General features: G+C 71.4%; 28 protein-coding genes and 1 pseudogene. 16 read left to right on the top strand and 13 right to left on the bottom strand.

What is annotated here, in order from left to right; translation table 11 throughout:
• Positions 1-90: 90 nt before the first annotated feature.
• The 11 genes from hemE (at position 91) to hemL (ending at position 10,210) form a co-directional block, all read left to right on the top strand.
• Positions 91-1,251 (top strand): uroporphyrinogen decarboxylase, encoded by a 1,161-nt coding sequence (hemE, locus tag ACRAWC_RS11765; protein WP_431347886.1) that lies wholly within the window; start codon positions 91-93, stop codon positions 1,249-1,251.
• On the top strand, positions 1,248-2,906 hold the full coding sequence (locus ACRAWC_RS11760) for a protoporphyrinogen/coproporphyrinogen oxidase (RefSeq protein ID WP_431347885.1): 1,659 nt from the start codon (positions 1,248-1,250) through the stop codon (positions 2,904-2,906). The genes hemE and ACRAWC_RS11760 overlap by 4 nt, the downstream gene beginning before the upstream one ends.
• A 27-nt stretch (positions 2,907-2,933) precedes the next feature.
• The gene (locus ACRAWC_RS11755; protein ID WP_431347884.1) at positions 2,934-3,242 is read left to right on the top strand and encodes a hypothetical protein; all 309 of its coding nucleotides are present in this window, start codon (positions 2,934-2,936) and stop codon (positions 3,240-3,242) included.
• 51 nt (positions 3,243-3,293) lie between these two features.
• A complete protein-coding gene (locus ACRAWC_RS11750; RefSeq protein ID WP_431347883.1) occupies positions 3,294-3,704 on the top strand; it encodes a phage holin family protein in 411 nt (136 codons plus the stop codon).
• Positions 3,694-3,909, top strand: a complete 216-nt coding sequence (locus tag ACRAWC_RS11745; RefSeq protein WP_431347882.1) for a DUF3618 domain-containing protein — start codon at positions 3,694-3,696, stop codon at positions 3,907-3,909. The genes ACRAWC_RS11750 and ACRAWC_RS11745 overlap by 11 nt, the downstream gene beginning before the upstream one ends.
• A 70-nt stretch (positions 3,910-3,979) precedes the next feature.
• Positions 3,980-4,714: a hydrogen peroxide-dependent heme synthase gene (gene hemQ, locus ACRAWC_RS11740; protein WP_431347881.1), complete on the top strand. Its 735-nt coding sequence runs from the start codon at positions 3,980-3,982 to the stop codon at positions 4,712-4,714.
• On the top strand, positions 4,711-5,952 hold the full coding sequence (locus tag ACRAWC_RS11735; protein ID WP_431347880.1) for a ferrochelatase: 1,242 nt from the start codon (positions 4,711-4,713) through the stop codon (positions 5,950-5,952). The genes hemQ and ACRAWC_RS11735 overlap by 4 nt, the downstream gene beginning before the upstream one ends.
• Positions 5,949-6,947: a hydroxymethylbilane synthase gene (gene hemC / locus ACRAWC_RS11730; RefSeq protein ID WP_431347879.1), complete on the top strand. Its 999-nt coding sequence runs from the start codon at positions 5,949-5,951 to the stop codon at positions 6,945-6,947. Before ACRAWC_RS11735 ends, hemC begins: the two co-directional genes overlap by 4 nt.
• Positions 6,947-7,732: a uroporphyrinogen-III synthase gene (locus ACRAWC_RS11725; RefSeq protein WP_431349430.1), complete on the top strand. Its 786-nt coding sequence runs from the start codon at positions 6,947-6,949 to the stop codon at positions 7,730-7,732. The genes hemC and ACRAWC_RS11725 overlap by 1 nt, the downstream gene beginning before the upstream one ends.
• 175 nt (positions 7,733-7,907) lie before the next feature.
• Positions 7,908-8,834, top strand: coding sequence for a porphobilinogen synthase (hemB, locus tag ACRAWC_RS11720; RefSeq protein ID WP_431347878.1), 927 nt, complete (start codon positions 7,908-7,910; stop codon positions 8,832-8,834).
• The gene (gene hemL, locus ACRAWC_RS11715; protein WP_431347877.1) at positions 8,822-10,210 is read left to right on the top strand and encodes a glutamate-1-semialdehyde 2,1-aminomutase; all 1,389 of its coding nucleotides are present in this window, start codon (positions 8,822-8,824) and stop codon (positions 10,208-10,210) included. The genes hemB and hemL overlap by 13 nt, the downstream gene beginning before the upstream one ends.
• 15 nt (positions 10,211-10,225) lie before the next feature.
• On the opposite strand, the gene ACRAWC_RS11710 is transcribed toward hemL, so the two are convergent.
• From ACRAWC_RS11710 to ACRAWC_RS11685, 6 genes are all read right to left on the bottom strand, one after another.
• The gene (locus ACRAWC_RS11710; RefSeq protein ID WP_431347876.1) at positions 10,226-10,462 is read right to left on the bottom strand and encodes a hypothetical protein; all 237 of its coding nucleotides are present in this window, start codon (positions 10,460-10,462) and stop codon (positions 10,226-10,228) included.
• Between the two features lie 38 nt (positions 10,463-10,500).
• Positions 10,501-11,754 (bottom strand): sugar ABC transporter permease, encoded by a 1,254-nt coding sequence (locus tag ACRAWC_RS11705; RefSeq protein WP_431347875.1) that lies wholly within the window; start codon positions 11,752-11,754, stop codon positions 10,501-10,503.
• The gene (locus ACRAWC_RS11700; protein ID WP_431349429.1) at positions 11,754-12,587 is read right to left on the bottom strand and encodes an ATP-binding cassette domain-containing protein; all 834 of its coding nucleotides are present in this window, start codon (positions 12,585-12,587) and stop codon (positions 11,754-11,756) included. The genes ACRAWC_RS11705 and ACRAWC_RS11700 overlap by 1 nt, the downstream gene beginning before the upstream one ends.
• A 145-nt stretch (positions 12,588-12,732) precedes the next feature.
• A complete protein-coding gene (locus tag ACRAWC_RS11695) occupies positions 12,733-13,065 on the bottom strand; it encodes a D-xylose-binding protein (RefSeq protein WP_431347874.1) in 333 nt (110 codons plus the stop codon).
• Entirely contained in the window at positions 13,062-13,850 is a 789-nt protein-coding gene (locus ACRAWC_RS11690) for a substrate-binding domain-containing protein (RefSeq protein WP_431347873.1), read from the bottom strand. The genes ACRAWC_RS11695 and ACRAWC_RS11690 overlap by 4 nt, the downstream gene beginning before the upstream one ends.
• Positions 13,851-13,998: 148 nt before the next feature.
• Complete coding sequence (locus tag ACRAWC_RS11685) at positions 13,999-15,180, bottom strand: ROK family transcriptional regulator (RefSeq protein WP_431347872.1); 1,182 nt, start codon at positions 15,178-15,180, stop codon at positions 13,999-14,001.
• A gap of 149 nt (positions 15,181-15,329) precedes the next feature.
• Here ACRAWC_RS11685 and ACRAWC_RS11680 point away from each other — a divergent pair, with 149 nt between their 5' ends.
• Entirely contained in the window at positions 15,330-15,716 is a 387-nt protein-coding gene (locus tag ACRAWC_RS11680) for a hypothetical protein (RefSeq protein ID WP_345838631.1), read from the top strand.
• A 21-nt stretch (positions 15,717-15,737) separates the two neighbouring features.
• On the opposite strand, the gene ACRAWC_RS11675 is transcribed toward ACRAWC_RS11680, so the two are convergent.
• A complete protein-coding gene (locus ACRAWC_RS11675) occupies positions 15,738-16,127 on the bottom strand; it encodes a DUF1304 domain-containing protein (RefSeq protein WP_431347871.1) in 390 nt (129 codons plus the stop codon).
• A gap of 23 nt (positions 16,128-16,150) precedes the next feature.
• Here ACRAWC_RS11675 and ACRAWC_RS11670 point away from each other — a divergent pair, with 23 nt between their 5' ends.
• Positions 16,151-17,374 carry an FAD-dependent oxidoreductase gene (locus ACRAWC_RS11670; protein WP_431347870.1) on the top strand — a complete coding sequence of 408 codons (1,224 nt, stop codon included), beginning with the start codon at positions 16,151-16,153 and terminating at the stop codon, positions 17,372-17,374.
• 8 nt (positions 17,375-17,382) lie between these two features.
• Here the strand turns inward: ACRAWC_RS11670 and ACRAWC_RS11665 are convergent, their stop codons facing one another.
• The 3 genes from ACRAWC_RS11665 to ACRAWC_RS11655 all read right to left on the bottom strand — a co-directional run bounded on the left by ACRAWC_RS11665 (position 17,383) and on the right by ACRAWC_RS11655 (position 19,677).
• Positions 17,383-17,763: a DUF1304 domain-containing protein gene (locus ACRAWC_RS11665; protein WP_431347869.1), complete on the bottom strand. Its 381-nt coding sequence runs from the start codon at positions 17,761-17,763 to the stop codon at positions 17,383-17,385.
• Between the two features lie 28 nt (positions 17,764-17,791).
• Complete coding sequence (locus ACRAWC_RS11660; RefSeq protein WP_431347868.1) at positions 17,792-18,814, bottom strand: MDR family oxidoreductase; 1,023 nt, start codon at positions 18,812-18,814, stop codon at positions 17,792-17,794.
• 86 nt (positions 18,815-18,900) lie between these two features.
• On the bottom strand, positions 18,901-19,677 hold the full coding sequence (locus ACRAWC_RS11655) for an isocitrate lyase/PEP mutase family protein (RefSeq protein WP_431347867.1): 777 nt from the start codon (positions 19,675-19,677) through the stop codon (positions 18,901-18,903).
• Between the two features lie 45 nt (positions 19,678-19,722).
• Between ACRAWC_RS11655 and ACRAWC_RS11650 the strand changes: the two genes are divergently transcribed.
• The gene (locus tag ACRAWC_RS11650; protein WP_431347866.1) at positions 19,723-21,297 is read left to right on the top strand and encodes an LssY C-terminal domain-containing protein; all 1,575 of its coding nucleotides are present in this window, start codon (positions 19,723-19,725) and stop codon (positions 21,295-21,297) included.
• Here ACRAWC_RS11650 and ACRAWC_RS11645 read toward each other — a convergent pair.
• Both ACRAWC_RS11645 and ACRAWC_RS11640 read right to left on the bottom strand, forming a co-directional pair.
• Entirely contained in the window at positions 21,204-22,787 is a 1,584-nt protein-coding gene (locus tag ACRAWC_RS11645) for a Na+/H+ antiporter (RefSeq protein WP_431347865.1), read from the bottom strand. The genes ACRAWC_RS11650 and ACRAWC_RS11645 overlap by 94 nt on opposite strands.
• A gap of 99 nt (positions 22,788-22,886) precedes the next feature.
• Complete coding sequence (locus ACRAWC_RS11640; RefSeq protein ID WP_431347864.1) at positions 22,887-23,774, bottom strand: rhodanese-related sulfurtransferase; 888 nt, start codon at positions 23,772-23,774, stop codon at positions 22,887-22,889.
• An 81-nt stretch (positions 23,775-23,855) separates the two neighbouring features.
• Here ACRAWC_RS11640 and ACRAWC_RS11635 point away from each other — a divergent pair, with 81 nt between their 5' ends.
• Entirely contained in the window at positions 23,856-24,644 is a 789-nt protein-coding gene (locus ACRAWC_RS11635; RefSeq protein WP_431347863.1) for a polyprenol monophosphomannose synthase, read from the top strand.
• 10 nt (positions 24,645-24,654) lie between these two features.
• A pseudogene (locus ACRAWC_RS11630) lies at positions 24,655-25,183 on the top strand (YbhB/YbcL family Raf kinase inhibitor-like protein).
• A gap of 23 nt (positions 25,184-25,206) precedes the next feature.
• Here the strand turns inward: ACRAWC_RS11630 and ACRAWC_RS11625 are convergent.
• Positions 25,207-25,845, bottom strand: coding sequence for a LysE family translocator (locus tag ACRAWC_RS11625; protein WP_431347862.1), 639 nt, complete (start codon positions 25,843-25,845; stop codon positions 25,207-25,209).
• Between the last annotated feature and the right edge of the window lie 25 nt (positions 25,846-25,870).

The raw sequence follows: 25,870 nt of genomic DNA, 5'->3' as shown, positions 1-25,870 counted from the left end.
GGTCGAGACTCGAATCGAGATACCCCGCCCTGAGCCTGTTCGACAGGATTCCCGGGGGATTGGCAGATTCGGCCCTGGCAGAATCATCGGGTGACCTCCCTCGACCCGACCCACCCGCTCTCCGAAGGCCGAACCGCGGACAGCCGCCTGATCCGCTCCTACCAGGGTGAGCGCCAGGAGACCGTCCCCGTCTGGTTCATGCGCCAGGCCGGGCGCTCGCTGCCCGAGTACCGGGAGCTGCGCGTCGGCACGCGCATGCTCGACGCCTGCCTCGACCCCGCGATGGCGAGCGAGATCACGCTCCAGCCGGTGCGACGGCACGGCGTGGACGCGGGCATCTTCTTCAGCGACATCGTCGTGCCGCTGAAGCTCGCCGGCGTGGCCGTGGAGATCCAGCCCGGCAAGGGGCCGGTGTTCGAGAGCCCGGTGCGCACCGCCTCCGACGTCGCGCGGCTCGAGGAGGTCGACCCCGCCTCGCTCGGAGCCGACACGTTCGCGCCGATCGCCGAAGCGGTCCGGCTGACGACGGCCGAGCTCGGCGACACTCCGCTGATCGGCTTCGCCGGCGCCCCCTTCACCCTCGCCGCCTATCTCGTGGAGGGCGGCCCGTCCAAGGACCACATCCGCGCCCGCACGCTGATGCACGCCGACCCGGAGACCTGGGCCCGCCTGATGGCGTGGAGCGCCGACGTGACCGGCGCCTTCCTCCGGGCGCAGCTCCTGGCCGGCGCGAGCGCTGCCCAGCTCTTCGACTCCTGGGCCGGGTCGCTGTCGCTGCACGACTACGTCGAGCACGTCGCCCCCGCGTCGGCGCGGGCGCTCTCGCACATCCGCGACCTCACCTACGAGGTGCAGCAGCCCCCTGTGGCCGGCGTCGACGCCGTCGGGGACGCACCCGCGAACGGCGAGCCGCTGGTCCGCAACGTGCCGATCGTGCACTTCGGCGTCGGCACCGGCGAACTGCTCAAGGCCATGCACGAAGTGGGCGCCGACGCGGTCGGCGTCGACTACCGCACGCCGCTGGACGAGGCCGCCCGCCGGCTCGGGCACGTCGTTCCGGTGCAGGGCAATGTCGACCCGGCCATGCTCGACGCGCCCTGGGAGGTGCTGTCCGCGCACGTCGTGGACGTCCTGGAGCGCGGCCGGGAGGCGCCGGCGCACGTGCTCAACCTGGGCCACGGCGTCCCTCCGGAGACCGATCCGACGGTGCTGACCCGGGTGGTCGAGCTCGTCCACGGGTGGCGGGCATGACCTCCGAGCCCCTCGACGCCGCTGTCCGAGATCACGACGCGGTGACGGAGAGCATCCGGCACGCGGTGGAGGCCGCGCCGACGCGCATCGCCGTGATCGGCGGCGGCGTCTCCGGACTCGTCGTGGCACGCGAGTGCGCCCGCCCGGGCTTCGAGGTCACGGTGCTGGAGGCCTCCGACCGCGTCGGCGGCTCGGTCGCACCGCTGGAGCTCGGAGGCATCACGGTCGACGCCGGCGCCGAGAGCTTCGCCACCCGCGGCGGCCACGTCGCCGCCCTGCTGGCCGATCTGGGCCTCGCGGACGACGTCGTCGAGCCGAACCCGGCGGGCGCGTGGGTCCGCAACGGCACGCGCACCGTCCCGCTGCCGAAGGCCGGACTGCTCGGCATCCCGAGCTCCCCGCTGGCGACCGACGTCGTCGCCGCGATCGGCTGGGGCGGCGCGGTGCGCGCCTATCTGGACCGGGTCCTCCCCGTGCTGAAGATCGGCCAGGAGCGCAGGCTCGGCACCTTGGTGCGCAAGCGGATGGGGTCGAAGGTGCTCAGCGAGCTGGTGTCCCCGGTCGTGACCGGCGTGTACTCGGCCGACCCCGACGACCTCGACGTGGAGGTGGTGGCCCCGGGGCTCAACGCAGCGCTCACGCGGCTCGGCTCGCTCTCCGGCGCCGTGGGCGAGCTGCGGTCGGCGGCCAAGGCGGGGAGCGCCGTGGGAGGCCTCCGCGGGGGGATGTGGCGTCTTCCGGCGGCGCTCGCCGCGGACATCGGGGCACGAGGCGGGACCATCCGCACCGACGCGACGGTCGTGTCCGTGAGGCCGTGGACCGCACCCGACCCGGAGGACGTCGCCGCCGTCGCGGTGGAGGCCGCGATGGCCGATGCCGTCGACGAGGCCGCGCTCGACGGCCTGGCGCTCGCGGGGCAGCCTCCCGCGGAGCCGGCTGAGACTGCCGCGGAACCCGCCGCCGTGCGTCCCGCCCGCTGGACGGTGACTCTCGCCGACGGCTCCGCGCTGGACGCCGACGCGGTCGTGCTCACTGCACCCGCCGACGCGGCGCTGGCGCTCCTGCCCGACATGGACGCCGCCCTCGGCGAGCTCGCCGCTCTCGACTGGCCTGCCGCGTCCAGCGTCGAGCTGGTCACCCTCGTCCTCACCGACGACCGGCTCGGCGCCGCGCCGCGCGGCACCGGCGTCCTCGTCGCCGACGGGCCGGATTCCGGCGTCTCCGCCAAGGCGATGACGCACTCCAGCGCCAAGTGGGCGTGGGTCGCGGAGGCCGCCGGCCCCGGCCGCCACGTCCTGCGGCTCTCGTACGGCCGCGCCGGCCGAGCGTCCGAGACGCCGGCGCTGTCCGACGCCGAGCTCCGTGCGCGCGCCGTCGCCGACGCCGCAGCGCTGCTGAATATTCCGCTCACGGAATCCGCTGTCTCCGCGTTCGCCCGGACCCCCTGGACGAATGCCCTTCCCTATGCGACAGTGGGGCAGCGGGAGCGCATCCAGCGCGTCCGCGACGGAGCTGAGAACGTCGAAGGGCTCGAGGTGACCGGCTCCTGGTTGACCGGCACCGGTCTCGCGTCCGTCATCCCGGATGCGCGCCGGGTGGCGGAACGGGCCAGGGGTCTACGCTGGAAGGCACTGACCGACGACCTGGAGGGGTAGGACGGTATGCGGGGCAAGATTCTCTTCGTGACGGGCGCGGCGATGGGCTACGTGCTCGGCACGCGCGCCGGTCGCAAGCGTTATGAGCAGATGAGGTCGGCCGCACTCAAGGTCTGGGAGTCGCCGGGGGTGCAAAAGCAGGTGAACGCCGTCGAGGACTTCGTCGCGGAGAAGATCGGCGAGGCGCCCGAGGCCCTTTACATCACCGTCAAGAAGGCCGTCGTCCGGGCGAACGACCGTCGCAAGGAGTCCCGAGCGGATTCCGCCAAACCGGGGGTGGCCGTCGTCCCCGTCACGCGGGATGATCCAGAAGCGAGCGCTCCCGGCGCGCGCTGATCGCGAATGGATGGAGATGGTGCGGGTGTCACGGAAGGGCGGGCGAACCGGATGACCGATCGGGTACGCGCCAGGTCCCAGTCGCTGGGCGAGCTGATCGCGTCGCTCCCGCGGCTGCTGATCCAGCTCGTGAAAGCCGAGCTGGTCAACCTGCGGGCCGAGTACGCCGAGAAGGCGAAGTATGCCGGGATCGGCATAGGGCTCTTCGTCGTGGCCGCGGCCTTCCTCTTCTTCGCGCTCGGCGTGCTCGTCGCGGCGGCGATCCTCGGGCTCGCGCTCGTGCTGCCCGGCTGGGCTGCCGCGCTCATCGTCTTCGGCGTCCTCCTCGTCATCGCGGCGATCCTCGTGCTGGTCGGCGTCGGCTCGCTCAAGCGGGTGGACGGTGCGGCGCCCAAGGAGACCATCGCCAGCGTCAAGACCGACATCGATGCCGTGAAGGGGTTGGGCAGATATGACAACTGACCGCAACGGTGTCGAGAAGGCCCGCGCCGACCTGGCTGCGACCATTGACGCCATCCAGTACAAGGTCAACGTGCCCGCGCGGGCGTCCGAGCGGTTCCGGAGCCTCCGCGCCGAGAACCCGATGGTGCTCGTCGGCCTGGCGGTCGGGGTGGCCGTCGTCGTGGGAGGCGCGGTCTGGGGGATCGTCGCCGCTTCCCGTCGCTGACGCCGCGCACTCGGGCCGCGGCGGCGCGCCCGGTTTTTGCCTTCTCAGCTTTGCGAGGGAGACTGTCGGTATGAGTACCCCGGCTGCCGTACCGGCAGAGTCGACCGCCCCCGAAGACACCACCCCCGAAAGCCCCAGCGGCTTCACGCTGTGGGCCGTCCTGCGCCGGGACCCCGCCCGTCCCGACGACCTCGACGGCACCGACGTGCCGAAGGCCGTCCAGGAGCTCGAAGGCGTGATCGCCGATATCGAGCTGCAGGGCGTCGTCACCCGCGGGCTCTACGACGTGAGCGGCCTCAAGGCCGACGCGGACATCATGATCTGGCTGCACGGCCCGGAGGCCGAGGCCCTGCAGTGGGGCCTCCGCCAGCTGCGCCGCACCCGCCTCTTCACGGCGTTGCTGCCGACCTGGAACGCGATGGGCGTGCACCGCGACGCCGAGTTCAACCGGCAGCACGTCCCCGGCTTCCTCCGCGGCAAGGAGCCGAAGGGCTGGCTCTGCGTCTACCCGTTCGTGCGCAGTTACGAGTGGTACCTGCTGCCGGACGAAGAGCGGTCGCAGATGCTCGCGGACCACGGTCGCAAGGGCGCGGCGTTCCGTGGCGTCCTGGCCAACACTGTCGCGGCGTTCGCCCTCGGCGACTACGAGTGGATCCTGCCGCTGGAGTCCGACGAGCTCACCGACCTGGTCGACATGATGCGCGACCTCCGCTACACCGAGGCCCGCCGCCACGTGCGCGAAGAGGTGCCGTTCTACACCGGCCGCCGCATCCAGCCGGCCGAAGTGGTGGAGGTGCTGCAGTGACCGGGGCCGACCTGACCGGGGCAGACCTGACCGGCGCCGACCTGACCGGGGCCGACCTGACCGGCGCCGAGGCCGTCCCGCGCGTCCTCGGCGCGACGGACGCCGCCGCGTCCGGTCCCGAGCACGTGACCGAGCCGGTCGCCTACGACGCGATCCTCCTCGCCGGCTTCGGCGGCCCGGAGGGTCAGGACGACGTCATCCCGTTCCTCCGCAATGTGACGCGCGGCCGCGGCATCCCGGAGGAGCGGCTGGAGGAGGTCGCCCACCACTACCGCCACTTCGGCGGGGTGAGCCCGATCAACGACCAGAACCGCGAGCTCAAGGCGGCGCTGGAGGCCGAGCTCGCCTCGCGCGGCATCGACCTCCCCGTGCTGTGGGGCAACCGCAACTGGGACCCGTACCTGGAGGACGCCCTCGCCGAGGCGCAGGAGCGCGGCCTCACCAAGCTGATCGCCATCGCGACGAGCGCGTACTCCTCCTACTCGAGCTGCCGCCAGTACCGCGAGGACTTCGCCCGCGTGCTGCAGGAGAAGGGCCTGGAGGGCACCATCCAGATCGACAAGGTGCGCCAGTTCTTCGACCACCCCGGATTCGTGGAGCCGTTCATCGAGGGCGTGCGCAACGCCGTGGACGAGCTGCGCGAGCGCATCCCGGGCATCGACCCGGCGACCGAGATGCGCATCCTCTACTCGACGCACTCCATCCCGTCGACGGACGCCGCGAAGTCCGGCCCGGCCACCCGCGGCTTCGGTGAGGGCGGCGCCTACGCGGCCCAGCACCTGGCCGTCGCCGAGGTCGTCTCGCAGGAGGCCGCCGGGGGCGTCATCGGCTGGGACCTGGTCTACCAGTCCCGGTCGGGCCCGCCGTCGATGCCGTGGCTGGAGCCCGACATCAACGACCGCATCGCGGAGCTTCCCGCCCTCGGCGTCAAGGCCGTCATCATCGTCCCGCTCGGTTTCGTGAGCGACCACATGGAGGTGCTCTGGGACCTCGACAACGAGGCGATGGAGACCAGCGAGGAGAACGGCCTGGTCGCCGTCCGCGTGCCCACCCCCGGCACCCACGCCCGCTATGTGAAGGGCCTGGTCGACCTCGTCCTGGAGCGCCGCGACGGCGTCCCGGTCGAGCAGCGCCCGGCGCTGACCCCGCTCGGACCCTGGTACGACGTGTGCCGCCCGGGCTGCTGCGAGAACGTCCGCCTCGGCTTCAAGCCGGCCGCCGCGGGGCTCGCGCCGTGAGCGGCACGGTGAGCAGGGCCGAGGGCGCGTCCGCGCGACGCGACGGTGTGCTGCGCATCGGCACGCGGGGCAGCGCCCTCGCGGTCGCTCAGACGACCGCGGTCGCCGAGTCGATCGCCCGGGCGACCGGGCTCGACATCGAGCTGGTCACCGTCACGACGCACGGCGACACCTCGCGGGAGTCGCTGTCGGAGCTCGGGGGCACCGGCGTGTTCGCCACCGCGCTGCGAGAGGCCCTGCTCGCCGACGGGTGCGACCTCCTCGTCCACTCGCTCAAGGACCTGCCCACCGCGCAGGCGCCCGGGCTGGTCATCGGCGCCGTGCCCAAGCGGGCGGACGCCCGTGACGCCCTGTGCGCGCGCGACGGACTCACGCTGGAGACGCTGCCGGAGGGCGCGAAGGTGGGCACCGGCTCGCCGCGCCGCGTCGCGCAGCTGAAGTCGGTCCGTCCCGATCTGGAGGTCGTGGACATCCGCGGGAACGTGGACACCCGGCTCGGACGGGTCGCCGAGGGCGACCTCGACGCCGTCGTGCTCGCCGCCGCCGGACTCGGCCGGCTGGGACGCCTCGACGCGGTGACCGACTTCTTCCCGCTGTCGCAGGTGCCCACGGCTCCCGGCCAGGGCGCGCTCGCGCTGGAGGTCCGCGAGGGCGAGCAGAACGGCCGCGGCGACGTCGCCCGCGCGCTGAAAGCCGTCGACCACGCGACGACCCACGCCTGCGCGTCCGCCGAGCGCGCGGTGCTCGCAGGGCTCGAGGCCGGCTGCGCCGCCCCGATCGGCGCATCCGCCCTGGTGGACGACGGCTTGCTCTTCCTCACCGCCACCGTGTACCGCCCGGACGGGACCGAGCGGCTGACGGCCTCCCACGCCGCCACTCCGGACTCCTTCGGCCTGGCCGACCTCCACGAGGCGGCGCGCGACGTCGGAGCCCGCGTGGTGGCCGAACTGCTCGGCGCGGGGGCCGCCGACCTCGCCCCGCTCGGGAGCGCATGATGACCCCCACCCCGTCCTCCCCGAAGCCGCTCGCCGGCTGGCGCGTGATCGTGCCCCGGGGCGGCCCGTGGGGCGACTCGGTCGCCGCCGACCTCCGCGCCAAGGGCGCGTCGCCGGTCGTGGCGCCGATGATCAACTTCGCTCCGACAGCCGACGCCCCGGCGCTGGAGGCCGCCCTCGCGCGGCTCGCGGACGGCGGCTTCGACTGGGTGACGGTCACCAGCGCCACCACGGTCGACGTGCTCAGCGCCGCCCGCGCGGTGGTCCCGCCCTCCACCCGGATCGCGGCCGTCGGCGAGACCACAGCCGCCGCGCTGGCCGCCGCCGGGTACGCCGTCGACCTGGTCCCGTCGGAGGAGAACTCCGCGCGCGGACTGCTCGCGGAGTGGGAGGCCGCGACCGAGGGCGTCGTCCCGCTGCGCATCCTCACGCTCCGCTCGGAGATCGCCAAGCCCCTCCTCACCGAGGGGCTGCGTCGTATCGGCCACGACGTGGAGTCCGTGGTCGCCTACCGCACCGTCGGCATCCGCGTGCCCGAGAACATCGTCGCCGACGTGCGCGAGGGCCTGGTGCAGGCCATCCTCGTCACGAGCGGCTCCGTGGCCGAGCAGGTGCAGGTGCAGCTCGGCCCGATCCCCGAGACCACCCTCGTCGCGGCCATCGGTCCGCAGACCGCCCGCGACGCCCGGGAGTACGGCCTCCGCGTCGACGTGATCGCCGCCCAGCGCACCGCGACCTCCCTCATCGAGGCCGTCGCCGCCGCCGCTCACCCCACCACCGCCTGACCCCAGCCATCCGTTCCTCACTTCCTCCCGCAACACGCCGGGCGGAGGCGGGAGAAAGTGCGGAAGCGATGGCTCCACACGGTGAGCGGGCACCCAGCGCCGCGGGCGTAGGCTGGGGAGAGTGAGTGAGTTGCATCCCGTTGTGCGGCCCCGGCGCTTGCGGCAGTCGCCTGCCATGCGCCGTCTGACGGCCGAGACCCGCCTCCATCCGGCCGAGTTGATCCTGCCGCTGTTCGTGCGGGAGGGCGCCTCCGAGCCGCAGCCGATCGCCTCCATGCCGGGCGTCGTGCAGCACAGCCTCGACTCCCTGAAGCGCGCGGCCGTGGAGGCCGCCGAGGCCGGCGTCGGCGGCGTCATGCTCTTCGGCGTCCCCGAGACCCGCGACGCGGTCGGCACCGCCGCGACCGACCCCGACGGAATCCTCAACGTCGCCACCCGCGCCCTCGCCTCCGAAGTGGGCGACGCGCTCGTCGTGCAGACCGACCTGTGCCTGGACGAGTTCACCGACCACGGCCACTGCGGCGTGCTCGACGGCGAGGGCCACGTCGACAACGACGCCACGCTGCTGCGCTACCGCGACATGGCGATCGCACAGGCGGAGGCCGGCTCCCAGTTGCTCGGCCTCAGCGGAATGATGGACGGCCAGGTCGCCGCCGTGCGAGACGTGCTCGACGCCGCAGGCCGCACCGACGTGGTCATCCTCGCCTACGCCGCCAAGTACGCCTCCGGCTTCTACGGCCCGTTCCGCGAGGCCGTCGACTCGCAGCTCTCGGGCGACCGCCGCGCCTACCAGCAGGACCCGGCCAACCGCCGGGAGGGCCTGCGCGAGGCGCAGCTCGACCTCGACGAGGGCGCCGACATCCTCATGGTGAAGCCGGCCCTCAGCTACCTCGACGTCCTCAGCGACGTCGCCGCCATCAGCGACGTGCCGGTCTGGGCCTACCAGGTCTCCGGCGAGTACGCGATGGTGGAGGCCGCAGCCGCCAACGGCTGGATCGACCGTGAGCGCGTCATCGAGGAGACCCTGATCGGCACGCGCCGCGCGGGCGCCGACGCCGTGCTCACCTACTGGGCGACCGAGGTCGCGGGATGGCTGCGATGAGCGACTTCTACAACACCGATTCGTCCAACACGGGCACCCAGGACCTGCAGGGCCTGGCCGACGACGCCGCTCTGGGTGACATCAACCTCGCCCAGTTCGAGCGCGCGCAGCGCGTGATCCCCGGCGGCGTGAACTCCCCGGTCCGTGCCTTCCGCTCGGTCGGCGGGACGCCGCGGTTCATGGTGTCCGCCCACGGCCCCTACATCGTGGACGCACAGGGCCGCGAGTACGTCGACCTCGTCGCGTCGTGGGGACCGGCGATCCTGGGCCATGCGCATCCCGCCGTGATCGACGCCGTGCAGGCGGCCGCCGCGCGCGGACTCTCGTTCGGCGCCTCCACGCCGGCCGAGACCGAGCTGGCGGAGGCCGTGCTCGGCCGGGTGCCGTTCATCGACAAGCTGCGCCTGGTCTCCACCGGCACCGAGGCGACCATGACCGCGATCCGGCTGACGCGCGGCTTCACCGGCCGTCCGCTGCTGATCAAGTTCGCCGGTCACTACCACGGCCACTCGGACAGCCTCCTCGCCGAGGCCGGCTCGGGGCTCGCGACCCTGTCGCTGCCCGGCTCGGCCGGCGTCACCGAGGCCACGGCCGCGCAGACCCTGGTCCTCCCGTACAACGACCTCGACGCCGTCCGCGCCGCCTTCGAGGCGAACGGACCGGACATCGCGGCCGTGATCACCGAGGCCGCCGCCGCGAACATGGGTGTCGTCGCCCCGGACGAGGGATTCAATGCGGCCCTGACCGATCTCGCGCACGAGTACGGCGCGCTGCTCATCCTCGACGAGGTGCTCACCGGCTTCCGCGTGAGCGAGGCGGGCTTCTGGGGTCTCGACCGCAGCTACACGCCCGACCTCGTCACGTTCGGCAAGGTCATCGGCGGCGGGATGCCGCTGGCGGCCCTGGGGGGCCGGGCGGAGCTCATGGACTTCCTGGCGCCGACCGGCCCGGTCTACCAGGCCGGCACTCTTTCGGGTAACCCCGTCGCCGTCGCCGCCGGCCTCGCCACCTTGGAGCACGCGGACGAGGCGGTGTACGACCGGCTCGATGTCGTGGCAGAGACGCTCTCGAGTGCGGTCTCCGACGCCTTGGCCGCGGAGGGCGTCGCCCACCGTGTGCAGCGCGCGGGCAACCTGTTCAGCTTCGTCTTCGGCGACTTCGCGGCCGCCCCGCGGACGTACGCCGAGGTGCAGTCGCAGGAGGCGTTCCGCTACCGGCCGTTCTTCCACGCCATGCTCGACGGGGGCGTCTCGCTGCCGCCGAGCGTCTTCGAGGCGTGGTTCGTCACGGCCGCCCACGACGACGCGGCCGTTGCGCGCATCCTGGAGGCCCTCCCGGCCGCCGCCCGGGCAGCGGCTGCCGCCACCCCCGCCTGACGCACGCCCCTCGACTCACTCGTCGGCGGCGGACGGAGCGCGTGAGAGGGACTCGACGTACGTGTATGTCGCCGAACCGGGCCAGCCGTCGGCGTCGATCAGCGCGTAGACGTCGAAGTTGAGCGCCCCGCCGCCACCGGCCGCCCGTCGCAGCGTGCGCGGCGGGATGTCCGACGACGCCCGCACCGTCACGGTCTGCGGATCCACGCCGGAACGCAGAAGGCGGGCGTGGAAGGTGGTGGTTCGGGTCACCGGTCCACCTTCTCACACCCGCCCGGAGCGCTGCCCGGCTAGCCTTGCCCGTGCGTTTCGCGCGAGCGGCGGGACAGCGAGTCGATGATCACGGCGAGCAGCAGGACCGCGCCGGTGATCATGAAGCGGTACGACGAGTCCAGGTTGAGCAGCGTCAGGCCGTTCGAGATGGACTGGATGACCAGGATGCCCAGCAGCGCCGACCACGCCGATCCGCGGCCTCCGAAGAGGCTCGTTCCGCCGATGACCGCCGCGGCGATCGCGTTGAGGTTCGTGTCCGTCCCACCGGATCCCGCGCTCACCGAGGCGAGGCGGGCCGCGGCGAGCAGGCCGCCGATCGCGGCGAACGTCGAACACAGGATGAACACGCTGATGAAGATGCGGTTCACCTTGATGCCGGCGCGGCGTGCCGCCTCCACCGAGCCGCCGACCGCGAACACCGAGCGGCCCCACTTCGTGCGCGTCAGGAAGAAGTTCATGATGATCACGAGGATCACGAAGAACAGGAACATGGCGCCTGTGCCGCGATCGGTCGAGAGGTACCAGACCGCGATGCAGAGCCCGACGAGCAGCAGCCCCGACTTGATCAGGACGACCGCCATCGAGCCCTCGGAGAGGCCCGCGTTGCGACGGCGGACATTGCGCCGCCAGTCCGACCAGAACATTGCGAGCGCGGCGATCACGGCAAGCGCGTAGGCGGCCCACGGCGGGAGGAAGGTCTGCTGCGCGAACTTCACGATCCACGAGTCGTAGGGGATGTTGATCGAGCTGTTGGGTCCGAGGATCCAGAGCTGCACGCCGAGGAAGCCGAGCAGACCGGCCAGTGTGATCACGAAGCTCGGCACGCCGAACCGGGTGAACAGGATGCCGTAGAGGAGGCCGATCACCGAGCCGGCGAGGATGGCGACGATGACGGTCAGCGCCAGCGGCCAGTGCAGCTGGGTGAACGCGACGCCGAGGATGGCCGCCGCCACACCGCTGACCGAGCCGACCGACAGGTCGATCTGGCCGAGCAGCAGCACCAGCACGATGCCGATCGAGATCGTCCCGATCGCGGCGCACTGCAGGGTGAGGTTGACGAGGTTGTTCGCGCTGAGGAAGTTCGGGTTCAGGATCTGGAACACGAGCCAGATAACGATCAGCCCGACGACGACGGGCAGCGAGCCGAGGTCGCCGCCGCGCACCCGGCGCCCGAAGGCGCGCACCGCACCGCCCAGGCCCTCCTCGCGGATGAGGCGCTCGTCCTGGAGGTCGGCCGCGAGCTGGGCCGGAGTCTCTGGTGCCTTGGTCATCAGGCGTTCCCTTCGCTGTTCTCGATGCGCTCCACGCGCTCCTCGATGCGTTCCGCCCGCTGCGCGACGACGTTGTCGGTGGCGCCGGTGATCGCCGAGATGATCTCTTCGTAGCTGACGTCGGGGACGCGGAAGTCCCCGTTGTTGCGGCCGAGCCGCAGCACGGCGACCCGGTCGGCGACCGCCTGGACGTCGGCCATGTTGTGGCTGATCAGAATGACCCCCAGCCCGCGCTCGCGCAGCCGCTCGATGAGGTTGAGCACCTCGGCCGTCTGGGCGACGCCCAGTGCCGCGGTCGGCTCGTCCAGGATGACGACGCGCGGGTCGCCGATCAGCGACCGGGCGATGGCGACGGTCTGCCGCTGGCCTCCGGAGAGCGACGCGACGGCGATGCGGACCGACGGGATCCGCGCCGACAGCTGGCGCAGGAGGCTCCACGACCGCTTCTCCATCTCTTCCTCGTCGAGCGTTCCTCGGGTGATCTCCCGACCGAGGAAGAGATTGGACACGACGTCCAGGTTGTCGCAGAGCGCGAGGTCCTGGAACACCGTGGCGATGCCCAGCCCGCGGGACGCCGCGGGCGACGGGATGCTGACGTCCTGACCGTCGAAGCTGATCGTCCCGGCGTCCTGCGGGTGCACTCCCGCGAGGATCTTGACCAGGGTGGACTTCCCGGCTCCGTTGTCGCCGACGAGCGCGACGACCTCCCCCGGGTAGACGTCGAGGTGGATGTCGGTGAGCGCCTGCACGGCTCCGAACCCCTTCGACACCCCCCGTAGCGAGAGGACGGGCTGTCGGCTGGACCGCTCCTGGTCGGTCACAGGGGATTCCATCGTCACGGCGTTCTCCTTCGGGCCTGACGCGATGCTGTCGCGTGGTGCTGGATAGTGCTGTCTTGGCTAACTGTATGGCGGAACCACCCGGCCCGAGGATGCGGATTCCGCGCCTCGGGCCGGGTGGCCCCTGGTGGTTCGACGACTACTTGATGCCGTACTTGTCGCACGCCGCCTTGTAGTCCGGGGTGCAGATCTTCGCGGCGGAGTCGGGCCCGTAGAACTGGTCCTTCACGACCGTGGACTCGATGTTGTCGGTGGTCACCGCGACCGGGGTCAGCAGGATGGACGCGATCTTCGCGCCGCCCGCCGTCGCGACCTCGGTGGTCTGCTCGGACGGCTTCTGGCCCTTGGTCAGAGCGATGGCGAGGGTCGCCGCCTGCTCGGCCTCCGGCTTCAGCGCCTTGTAGACGGTCATGTACTGGTCGCCGGCGAGGATGCGCTGGATGCCCGCGAGCTCAGCGTCCTGACCGGTCACCGGGGGAGCGGGCTCAGGTTGGCCGCCTTCATTGCCGCGATCGCGCCACCGCCGGTGCCGTCGTTCGCCGCGTAGACGCCCTTGATCTGGCTCTTGAACTGCGAGACCTGGCCGGACACCCAGTCCTGGGCCTTGGCGGGGTCCCATCCTGGTGTGTCGAACTCGGCGAGCACCTTGTAGCCGCTGGAGTCGATGACGCTGTGCGCGCCCTTCTTGAAGAGGGTCGCGTTGTTGTCCGTCGGCGAGCCGTTGACCATCAGGATGCCGCTGCCCGAGGCGACGTTGTCCTTCTTCAGCTTGTCGACCAGCGCGGTGGCCTGCAGCTTGCCGACCTTCTCGTTGTCGAAGGAGATGTAGTAGTTGAGGTCGGGGCTGTTGATGAGGCGGTCGTAGGAGATGACCGGGATGTTCTTGGCCTTGGCCTCGCCGACGATCGACGCGGCGGCCTCACCGTCGAACGGGTCGAGGACGAGGACCTTCACGCCCTGGGTCAGCATGGACTCCGCCTGCTGCTGCTGCTTGCTGGCGTCGCCGTCCGCGTTCGCGTACAGCACGGTGCAGCCCGAGCAGAGCGACTTGACCTTCGCCTCGAAGTAGGGCTTGTCCGCCGCCTCGTAGCGCGCGGTGACGGAGTCGGGGAGGAGGAGACCGATCTTGGCGTTCGCGGCGCCCGACGCATTGTTCGTCGAGGTGTTGCCGGAACCGTTCGAACAGGCTGTGAGGGTGAGGGCTGTGGCCAGGATCGCGGCGGACACCATGACCGCTCTCTTGGTGGCGATCTTCATTGAAAAACCTCCGATTCGAAGCCGCCGACGTTGGCGACTGGGTTGAGTGTGTCAGGGGCCGCCGCTTGGCGTCAATACTTGAAGTCAAGCTTTCGATAACGGTTCGTCACGGACGGGGGCCAACGGGGGACACCGGTTCGTCGCGGTCTCAGACCTCGACTCCTCCGCTCGTGAGCGAGATGCTGTCGACCGCGTGGGCGACCGCGCCGAGGGTGGCCGCCCGGACGCCGAGCTGGCCTTGGACGATATCGGGCATGAGGTCTTCGTTCACGATGATCGAGCGCTCGACCGCGTGGCGCATCGGGCCGAGCAGCAGCTCCCCGGCGCGGGCGAGCTCCCCGCCCACCACGACCCGCTCCGGGTCGAGCAGGTTGCACAGGTTGGCCGTCGCGATGCCGATATGCCTGCCCGCGTCGGCGATGGCCCGGATGCAGCGCGCGTCCCCGGCCATCGCCTGGAGGACGACATCGCCGAGCTTCAGGCTGCCGAGGTGGTCGCGCAGCTCGTCCAGGATGGCGGGGCCGCCGGCGATGGCCTCCAGGCAGCCGCGGTTGCCGCAGCGGCAGAGCGGGCCGTTCTCCCGGATCGTGGTGTGGCCGAACTCGCCGGCGACGCCGTTGTTCCCGCGGAAGAGCTGGCCGTTGAGCAGCAGGCCCGCGCCGATCCCGTCGCCGACCTCGAGCGTGATCGAGGTGCGCTTGCCGCGCCCCGCCCCGAGCCGGGACTCCGCGAGAGCGGTGAGGTTGGCGGCGTTGTCGATGAAGACCGGGCGCTTCACCCGGCGCTCCAGAGCGTCCGCGATCACGACGCCGTCCCAGCCGCGCATGATGCCGCTGCGCGCGATCGTGCCGGTGGCCCGGTCGAGCGGCGCCGGCACCGCGAGCCCGACCGCCAGCACCTCGTCACGGGAGGCGTCGACCGAGTCGAGCATGTCGTTCAAGAGCAGCGCGACCTTGTCGAGCTCGTTGTCCGCGCGGTGATCCTTGGCCAGCGGCATGTGGTTCTCGGCGACGACCGTGTTGGCCACGTCCGCCAGCGCGACCCGCAGGTGCCGGGTGGAGAAGTGGACGCCGACCACGAGCCCGAGCGCGTGCGCGAGCGTGACGTGCTGGGCGCGCCGGCCGGAACGGATGCTCTGCGCCGTATGCAGCACGCCGGAGGTCGAGAGCTCCTTGACGATGTTGGAGACCGTGGCAGGGGAGAGCCCCGTCGCGCCGGCCAGCTCCACCTGGGTCAGGCCGCCGTGCTTCTTGATGGCGTCGACGATCCGAGCCCGGTTGGCTTCACGAAGTGAAGTCTGCGAGCCCGGAGTCCGCCGCTGCGTTGCCACGACGAGAAGGATACATGCCGGTGCGGTTTGCGAATCATGAGAGTCCTGCGACCCCGTGCGGCCGCCTTTCGCGGCCCTCCAAGCCAACGGTTACGGGTTTGTGAGATTCACGACCCCCGTCGGCCGCGGTCGGCGGGCAGGATAGACCTATGGCCGACCTGCACGTTCACCCCGACCGCCTGGAGATCCACCTCACGCGGGCCGAGAAGGTGCTTTCCGTGCGTCGGGAGGATCTGGTGATCCCGCGCGAGAGCATCCGATCGGTCGCGATCACGGAGGACCCGTGGATCTGGATCCGCGGCATCCGTGCTCCGGGAGCCGCCGTCCCGCTCACGCTCTCGGTCGGGACCTGGAAGTTCCACGGCGGCAAGGACTTCCTGCTGATCAAGGGCAAGCAGCGCGCCGCTGTGGTGGTCGACCTCGACGGCGAGGAGTTCTCGCGCGTGATCGTGTCGACGCCGCACGCGGCGAAGCTCGTGGAGGCGCTCCGCGTGGACGTGGGCGAGATCCCCGCCGACGGGGAGATCATCGACTGACGACCGGGGCTCGCTCGCGGCTCACCCCGCGTGCGCGACCGAGAACAGCACGAGTCCGACCAGCGGCGGCAGCCCCTGGAGCAGGGCCGCTCCCCAGAACCGCCGGCCCGTCGTGAGCAGCACGATCGCGGCCAGGACCATGCAGGTCCCGGTGAAGAACATCAGCCCGAAGCCGACGTGGCGCAGGGTCGTCCAGTAGAGCACCAGGCCGACCGCGGCGCCGCCCGCGAGGAACAGGTTGTAGAACCCCTGGTTGTAGGCCATCGGCCGCACCACGTCGGCGTCCCGCTGCGTCGTGAGACCGAATCGCCGCCAGACGCTCGGCGACGACCAGAGCATGCTCTCCATCGCGAAGAACACGAGGTGCACGACGGCCGCGATCGCGATGAGGACGGAGCCGAGGATCGTCATGGGGGAGACTACGCTGCGTGGTGATGGAATCGCTGCAGGCATCCTGCGCCATCTCCGGGGGTGGACCCGCCGGGATGATGCTCGGGCTGATCCTCGCCCGCGCCGGGCTCGACGTGGTCGTGCTGGAGAAGCACGCCGACTTCTTCCGCGACTTCCGCGGCGACACCATCCACCCGTCGACAGTGGGCGTGCTCGGTGAGCTCGGGCTGCGGGACGCGTTCCTCGGCCTTCCGCACACCAGCATCCGCACGCTCGACGCCGTCGTCGACGGCACCCGCCTGCATCCGATCGACTTCGGGAGGCTGCCGCCGCCCGACGATTTCCTCGTGCTCGCACCGCAGTGGGACTTCCTGACCTTCCTCGCCGGGCAGGCGGAGCGGTATCCGAACTTCCGGCTGCTCATGCGGACCGAGGCGACCGGGCTGATCCGCGACGGCGACGTCGTCCGGGGGTTGTCGGCGCTCGGCCCCGCCGGCCCGGTGGAGGTGGAGGCCGACCTCACGGTCGCCGCCGACGGCCGCGACTCCGTCCTCCGTGCCGCCGCGGGCCTGCTGCCCCGGCGATTCGGCGTGCCCATCGACGTCATCTGGTTCCGGCTCCCGAAGGCCGCGCAGGCCCAGCCCTCGACGCTCGCCTACCTCGGCAACGGGGCGATGGTGATCACGATCGACCGCGGCGACTACTTCCAGGTCGGGCTCGTCATCGCGAAGGGCGGCATCGATGAGTTGCGCACGGCCGGCCTTCCGGGCTTCCGCTCGGCCGTGGCGGGAGCCGCGCCGTTCCTGCGCGAGCCGCTGGAGACGATCACCGACTGGGAGTCGCTCAAGCTGCTGAGCGTCCAGGTCGACCGGCTGCCGCGTTGGTACCGGCACGGCTTCCTCGCCATCGGGGACGCCGCGCACGCGATGTCCCCGGCCTTCGGCGTGGGTGTCAACTACGCCGTCCAGGACGCCGTCGCCACCGCGAACGCGCTCGCCGTCCCGTTGCGGGACGGCCCCGTCGACCTCCGCCTCCTCGACGCCGTGCAGCGTCGCCGCCTCCCGCCGGTCGAGTGGATGCAGCGCATCCAGCTCGCGGCCCACCGTCGCATCACCCGCCGCCCCGGCGACGGTCCGCTGCTCCCGCCCGCGCCGTCGCCCGCTCTGCGCCTCGCGATCGCCGCGGCGACCCCCGTGGCGCAGCGCCTGAGCGCGCGCGTGATCGGGCGCGGCCTCCGCCCGGAGTCGGTGGCGCCTTCGCTGCGCTGAGCGCAGGGCTACGAGAACAGCATGAGCACGATGCCGATCAGCGGAAGGATGCCCTGGATGAGCGCCGGACGCAGATATCCGCGCCCGGTCGTCACGAGCACGATCGACGCCGCGAGCATGCTCCCCATCGTGAAGTAGATGAGCGCGAGTCCGGCAGCGTGCGCCCCCACCCCGAACAGGATCAGCCCGAGGACCGCCCCGATGGCGAGGAACAGGTTGTAGAACCCCTGGTTGTACGCCATCGGCCGCGTCGTGTTCGCCGCTGCCTGGTCGGCGACGCCGAAGCGCTTCCACACGCCGGGCCGCACCCAGCCGACGCTCTCCATGACGAAGATCCCGACGTGGAGCGCAGCAGCCAGCGTGACGACGACGGTCGCGAGGACGATCATGCGGTCAGCCTAACGGCTGAGACGCGCGTCAGGCCCGAACCTCGACGACCGTCCGCCCGCGAAGCCGTCCGGCCAGAATGTCCTCCGCCGCGGGAATGGCCTCGGCGAGCAGGATGAATCGCGTCATCGCGGCGAGGGCCTCCTCGTCCAGGTCGGTCGCCAGCCGCCGCCAGGCCGCCTCGCGGAGGGCGGCAGGGGCCTCCACGGAGTTGATCCCGACCAGCGTCACCGCCCGCAGGATGAACGGCATCACCGTGGCCGGGAGGTCCGGCCCCTGCGCGAGCCCGCACGCCGCGACCGTTCCGCCGTACCGGGTCTGGGCGAGCACGTTCGCGAGCGTGTGGCTGCCGACCGAGTCCACCGCCGCGGCCCAGCGCTGGCTCTGAAGCGGCCGTCCCTCCATCGCCAGCTCGGCACGGTCGATGATCGCGCTCGCCCCGAGATCGGTCAGATACCCCTCCAGCTCCTCCGGTCGCCCCGTGGAGGCCGTAACCGGATAACCGAGTTTCGCCAGCAGGGCGACCGCGACCGACCCGACCCCGCCCGCCGCTCCCGTGACCAGCACGCTCGACCCGGCGGCATGCACAGCCTCCGGCTCGATCCCGTTGCGCTCCAGCGCGAGGACGGCCAGCATCGCGGTGAACCCCGCGGTCCCGATCGCCGCCGCCTGCTCGGAGCTCAGAGCGTCCGGGACCCGGACCAGCGCCTCGCCGCGCACCCGCGCGCGCTCGGCCAGGCCGCCGTGGTGACCCTCCCCGATCCCGTCTCCGTTGAGCACGACCCGGTCACCCGGTCGCCACCGCGGATCGTCGGAGGCCTCCACGACGCCCACCAGGTCGATGCCCGGGATGAGCGGCGACACCCGCGCGACGCCCGGCTTCCCGGCGATCGCGAGCCCATCCTTGTAGTTGAGGTCGGAGAACTCGACGGCGACGGTCACGTCTCCCGGCATGAGGAAGGCGTCGGTCAGCCGCCGCACCTCGGCGGTGTGCGCGAGGATGCGGGAGCCCTCCTTCTCCTGTTCGATGACGATGGCGCGGAAATCGGACATTGGCTCTCCTCGGTCGGTGCACTCAGGGTGGGGTGGAGGTCGGTCTCGGGGGACCCGACGGGCGGGACGCGGGTCGTCCGACCCGGTCAGTTCAGCGTGGGGACATCCCTCGGCAGCTCGCCGCCCGCGTACAGCTCCGCCGCGGTCCGCTGCAACTCGGCGAGCGCCACGCGCTGTGTCCACGGCCCGTACGAGACGCGGGCGACCCCCAGCTCGTGCAGTCGCGCCGGCGGCAGCGAGCCCGGGACCGCGATCACGCTCAGCTTCCGCACCCCGAGCCCCGCGACGAGTCGCGTCACCGTCTCCTCGTCCAGTCGCCCCGGCACGAACACGCAGGTCGCGCCCTCGTCGAGGAACGCCCGCCCGCGGCGGATCGCCTCCTCTGTCTTCTCCTCCGCCGTCGGGTACGTGTTGCGCAGCCACGCGTCCGTGCGCGCGTTGAGCGCGAACGGCACCCCCTCGCCGTCGGCCGCGGCGACGGCCGCCCGCACGTGCGCGACGGCCTCCTCGAACGGGCGAACCTGGTCCTCCAGGTTCGCGCCGACCGCGCCGACGCCGATCGCCCGGCGGATCGTCTCGCCCGGGTCGCCGTAACCGGCTTCGAGGTCGGCGCTCACCGGGAGGTCGGTGGTCGCCACGATGCGCCCGACCATGTCGAGCATCAGGTCGAGCGGGATGTTCTCGCCGTCCTCGTACCCCAGTGTCGCCGCGATCGAGTGGCTCGCCGTCGCCAGCGAACGGGTCTCCGGGAGGGCGGCGACGGCCTTCGCGCTGATCGCATCCCACACGTTGACGACCTGCAGCAGTTCGGGGGCGTCGTGGAGGCGGCGCAGCTCGGCGCCACGTTCGGTGATGGAGGTCATGACGCCACCCTACGACCCGGGCCCGGCGCGCTCTAGGATGAGCGCATGGCGGGGGCCGTTGAGCCGGAGGGACCGCCGCGGGTGCAGCCCGCGGCCGGTGATGGAGCGCCGTCCGAGTCCTCGTCACGCGGTGCGAACGGCCCTGCCAAGACGCTCTCCGCCACGGGTCGGCGGGTGTCCGTCAACGCCGTGGTCGACAACCTCTTCTTCGTGTTCGGGGGCGTCGCGGCCGTCTGGCTGGCGTGGCTCATCGTCACAGAGAGCTTCTCGTGGGGTTGGTTCCTGCTCCTGTTCTTCATCGTCTTCTGGGTCGTCCTCGCCTACCTGGTGCTTCCGCGCCTGCACCGCATCCTCACCCAGATCTACGTGCCGGACTACTTCATCGGCCGGGCGCGCACCAGCGACGGCCTCCTCGGGGACCCGATCAATCTGGCGCTGCTCGGGTCGGAGGCGCAGCTCGACCAGGCGATGATCGAGGCCGGCTGGACGCGCGCCGACGACGTGACCGCCGCCTCCAGCCGCCGCATCATCACCTCGACGCTGCTGCGCCGCAGCTACGATGAGGCCCCGGTGAGCCCGCTCTTCCTGTTCGGCCACCAGCAGGACGTCGCGTACCAGCAGGAGGTCAAGGGCAACCCGGCAAAGCGCCACCATGTCCGATTCTGGCGCTGCCCGGAGGGCTGGCTGCTGCCGGGCGGTCACCGTGTCGGCTGGCTGGCGGCCGGGACCTTCGACCGCACGGTCGGCTTCTCCCTGTTCACTCTCCAGATCACGCACAAGATCGACGCGAACACGGACATCGAGCGCGACCACATCGTCTCGACGCTCGCCGCCGCGGACATCGGCGTGGAGGTCGCCGTGATCCGCGACTTCTCGTCCGGCTATCACGCGCGCAACGGCGGCGGCGACGCCATCGAGACGGACGGCGACCTCCCCGTCGTCGACCTGTCGGGCGTGCTGGTGGAGCCGCGCGCCGTCGCGGTCGCCGCCGACGCGGACCAGCGCCGGCTCACCCGTGCCGAGCGCCGCCCGGTGCCGACGACGCTCGGCTTCCTGCTCATGCTGCTGCGCGTGCTGGCGGGCGTGCTGACCGTGGTGCTCACCGTGCTGGCCTGGCCGCTGTTCATCCGGTCGGAGCTCGTGTCCAAGACCGGCGCGGCGCTCACCGCCTCCGAGCAGCAGAGCGCCGACCTGGTCTTCGGCATCGCGATGGGTCTGTTCGCCGCCGGCCTGGTGTTCTACATCGCGATCGCCCTGCTCGTCTTCACGGGGAGCAACTGGGCGCGCATCGTCGCCATGTCGTACAGTGCGCTGCTGATCGTCCTCGCCGCGATCGACTTCTTCAACGGCGGCGAGCAGGTCACCCTCCGCACCAACATCCTCGGCCTCCCGCTCGACATCCTGGTGGTGCTCGCCCTGTCGTCCCAGCGCGCACGGCTGTGGGCCCGGCGCCCTCGGCCGCGCCGGGGAAGAGGACGGTCCTCCGCTCGACGTGCCGCGGGATCGCCGATCGCCGCACCTTCCCCTCACATCAACTTCTTCCCGTCCGTCCCTCCCGCCTTCAATGCCGACTCCTCGGCGTCCAGGAACGCGAGCACCGACCGCACCGCCGGCTCCTGATACCGTCCTTCGGCGCGCGCTTCGAGGACCGCCTGCCGCTCCGCCACGATCATCGACCGTCGCAGCTTGCGATACGCCAGCGGAGCCGCGACCTCCGCGTCGGGCGCCGGATTCTCCAGCGCCTCCGAGAGGAACACGGCGTTGATGCGCAGCCGCTCGATCACCCGTTCGTCCTCCTGGCCGGTCACCTGCGACTCCAGGTGCTCCAGCCCGGCCGCCTGAGCCTCCGCGAGCAGCCGTTCCATCTCACCGGCCTCCTGCGCGAAGTCCGGGGGCGGCAGCCTCAGCCGGCGGATGACCCACGGCAGCGCGAGCCCCTCCAGCAGGGTCGCCACCACCACGACGAAGGCCAGGAACTGCAGGAACTCCCGGTGCGGCGTCGACGCCGGCAGCAGGAACACAGCGGCCAGCGTCACCACCCCGCGGATCCCGGCGAACGACACCGCGATCCCGGTCGGCCAGGTCCAGCCCCGCTCGCGCAGCCGCTGCGGACCGTTCCGATACAACGCCGTCGTGCCCACCATCCAGAGGAACCGCGCCAGGAACAGCGCCAGCAGCACGGCGATGCTGATCCAGACCGTCTGCGCCACCGTGATCCCCGAGCGGAACGCCGAGTTCAGGATGCTCGACAACTCCAGCCCGATGAACAGGAAGACCGCGTTCTCCAGCAGGAACTCGATCGTCCGCCAGTTGATCGTCTCCGCGATGCGCGCCTCCGCCGTCTGGATGGTGGGGGAGCGGTACCCGAGGTACAGCCCCGCGACGACGACCGACAGGATGCCCGAACCGTGCAGGAACTGCGACGGGATGAACGCCAGGTACGGGGTGATCAACCCGATGGAGGTGTCCAGTACGGGCGACCGGAGCTGCTTGCGGATGAGGGAGAGCACCCACCCCACCAGCAGACCCATCCCGATGCCGACCACGACGGCGATCACGAAGTCGCCGGCAATGGCCCACGGGTTCACGACGCTGACGATCGCGGCGATGCTCGCGTTGAGCGCGACCAGGGCGGTCGCGTCGTTCAGCAGGCTCTCGCCCTCCAGCACGGTGACGAGTCTGCGGGGGAGGTGCACCCGCCCCGCGATCGCGGTCACCGCCACTGTGTCCGTCGGCGCCACCACCGCTCCGAACGCGAAGGCCGCCCCGACGGTGATAGCCGGTACCACCAGCCACGTCGTGAACCCGACCACGACGACGGTGAACACGACCAGCCCGACTGAGAGCAGGAGGATGCCGTCGCGCCGGGCACGCACGTCGACGATCGAGGTCTGGATGGCCGCCGCGAACAGCAGCGGTGGCAGCAGCCCGTAGAGCACGAGCTCCGGCTCCAGCGCCACATGGGGCACCCCGGGGATGAACGAGGCGATCGCGCCCACGACCACCAGCACGACGGGCGCCGACCAGTTGACGCGCCGCGAGAGGCCCGTGACCGTGACCGTCACCACGACGAAGGACACGATCCAGACGATGGTGATGACCGGATCCATGAGGTTCATCTTGGCCGCAACGCGAAACGGCCAGCAATGGTTCCCACGAATCGGTGGAGAACGCGCCGAGCCCGGAGCCTGTGGAGGATTACCGCCGTGTCACGCAGCGTGCGCGGCGCACTCCACGACGTCGCACTCCCCGCACACCACAAGCTGCTCCCGGCATGACGGATCGCTGCAGTTCCGCATCCGGTCCGTCGCCGCGCCACATCCCGCACAGCGCCCGATCACCGCGGCATGGTCCGAGAACCGCACCGACCCGCGCCCGTCGAACACGTACAGCGACCCCTCCCACAGTCCGTCGTCGCCGAAGCGCTCGCCGTAGCGGACCACGCCGCCGTCGAGCTGGTAGACCTCGCCGAATCCGCGAGACCGCATCAGTCCCGACAGCACCTCGCAGCGGATGCCGCCGGTGCAGTACGTCACGACCGGCTTGTCCTTGAGGTGGTCGTACCGCCCGCTGTCGAGCTCGGCCACGAACTCGCGCGTCGTCGCCACCTCGGGAACGACCGCGCCGCGGAACCGCCCGATCTCCGCCTCGAACCGGTTGCGCCCGTCGAAGAAGACCACGTCCTCGCGCGAATCCAGGAGCGCGTGCAGCGCGTCCGGGTCGAGCCGCTCGCCTCCGCCGACGACGCCCGACTCGTCCACCCGAAGCTCGGCGGGCGCCCCGAACGACACGATCTCCTCCCGCACACGCACCGACAGCCGCGGGAAGTCCAGGCTGCCGCCCGACTCGTCCAACCCAGACCCCTCGCTCCACTTCACGTCGAGGTCGTGGAACGACGCGTACTCCTTGGTCTTGCGCAGGTATCGCTTGAGCGCACCGAGCTCGCCGCCCAGCGTCCCGTTGATGCCGTCCTCGGACAGCAGGATGCGACCGCGCAGCCCCAGCGACTCGCAGAGGTCACGTTGCCACAGCCGCACCGCGTCCGGGTCGGGCAGCGGCGCGAACGCGTAATAGAGGAGGACTTTCGCGACGGGCACCGGGGGATGCTAGCAGCGGCGACTGCGAGAACAGACAGATTCGTTAGCCATCCGTTCAGCGGAATGGACCAGAGTGGTTGCATGCGAACCATCGTCATCCTGCCCACGTACAACGAGCGGGAGAACATCGGGCCCGTGGTCGGCCGGATCCGCGCCTCGGCGCCGGAGGTCGACGTGCTCGTGGTCGACGACGGTTCGCCGGACGGGACGGGCGAGATCGCGGACGCGCTCGCTGCGACCGACGCCAACGTCAAGGTGCTGCACCGCGCCGGCAAGGAGGGCCTCGGCGCCGCCTACCGGGCCGGGATGACCTGGGCGCTCGACGCCGGTTACGACGCGGTGGTCGAGATGGACGCCGACGGCTCGCACCGGCCGGAGGAACTGCCCTCCCTGCTCGCGGCGCTCCGCCGGCTCCCACAGGGCGAGGCGGCGGACGGCGCCGACCTCGTGCTCGGCTCGCGCTGGGTCCCGGGCGGCGGCGTTGTCAACTGGCCCGCGCGCCGACGGTTCCTCTCCAAAGGCGGCAGCACCTACTCGCGCCTCTGGCTGGGCGTGCCCGCGAAGGACGTGACCGGCGGGTATCGGGCGTTCACCGCCGACGCGCTGCGACGCATCCACTTCGAGAACGTCGAGAGCCAGGGCTACTGCTTCCAGATCGACATGCTGCGCCGCGCATACGACGCCGGACTCAGCGTCGTGGAGGTGCCGATCACCTTCGTCGAGCGCGAGCACGGCGTCTCCAAGATGAGCGGCGGGATCGTCGCCGAGGCCATGCTCCGGGTCACCGGCTGGGGAATCGTCGGCCTCCCGCGCCGCTTCCGCCGCCGTCCCGTCCCCGCGACCGTCACGGAGACGACGCAGCGGGCGTAGCGTGAGCGCTATGTCGAAAGATCCGCTGGAGCGCTTCGGCGCCGTACCTCAGTTCACCGTCACCAGCGACGACGTCGCCGACGACCGCCCGCTCGACCGCGCGCAGTGGGGCGCGGGGGGAGGGGAGGCGACGTCTCCCCGCAGCTCTCCTGGAGCGGGTTCCCCGCCGAGACGAAGAGCTTCGCCGTCACGATCCACGACCCGGACGCCCCGACCGGCTCGGGTTTCTGGCACTGGGCCGTCTACAACATCCCGGCCTCGGTGACCTCGCTGCCGTCCGGTGCGGGCGCCGAGGGCGGCGCGAACCTTCCGGGGGCGCCGCGATGCTCTCCAACGAGCTGCGCTCGAAGAGCTTCACCGGCGCGGGACCGCCGCCCGGAACCGGCACGCACCACTATCACATCGTCGTGCACGCGCTGGATGTCGACCACCTCGACCTCGACCCCGAGTCGACGCCCGCCGTCCTCGGCTTCAACGCCCACTTCCACTCGCTGGGCCGAGCCGTCGTCACCCCCATCGCGACCGCGGGCGACATCTAGCCAGCCCGGCGGCGCGGCTCGGCTCAGTGCTTGACGCCGGTCAGGGCGAGGATGCCGCCGAGACCGATCATCATCACGCCGCCGGTCGCGCCGAGACGTTCGACGCGCTTCGGGGACCGTCCGAACCAGGCCTGGGCGGTCCCCGCGGCGAGCGCCCACACACTGTCGAACGTCAGCGCCAGCAGCAGGAAGACGATGCCGAGCTCGAAGAGCTGCACCGGGATGCCACCCGCCCGATAGTCGACGAACTGCGGCAGCACCGCGACGAAGAAGACCAGCGACTTCGGGTTGGTCAGCCCGACCAGCATCCCCTCGCCGACGATGCGCCAGTGCGAGCGCCGCGGCGGCGTCGCCTCGTGGGTCACCGCGGTGTGCCTCCGGTGCCGGATCGCCTGCACCCCGAGATACATCAGGTACGCCGCTCCCGCGAACTTCACGATCGTGAACGCCACCAGCGACTGTGCGACGAGCGCGCCGATCCCGAGCGAGACGGCGACCACGAGCGGCAGCATCCCGAGCGCGTTGCCCAGCACGCTGAGCAGGCCGCCGAGCCTCCCGAGCGCCAGCGAGCGCCCGATCACGAACAGCACGCTCGGCCCCGGGATCACGATGAGCGCGATCGACGCGAGCGCGAACGCGAGCAGGGAGGACGCCGGGACCATAGCAGGAGCGTAGGGGAGGTAGGTT

It is taken from the genome of Leifsonia sp. L25, assembly GCF_050632895.1.
The sequence above is the reverse complement of the archived record's forward strand: the minus strand, read 5'-3'. Positions and strand labels throughout refer to the sequence as shown.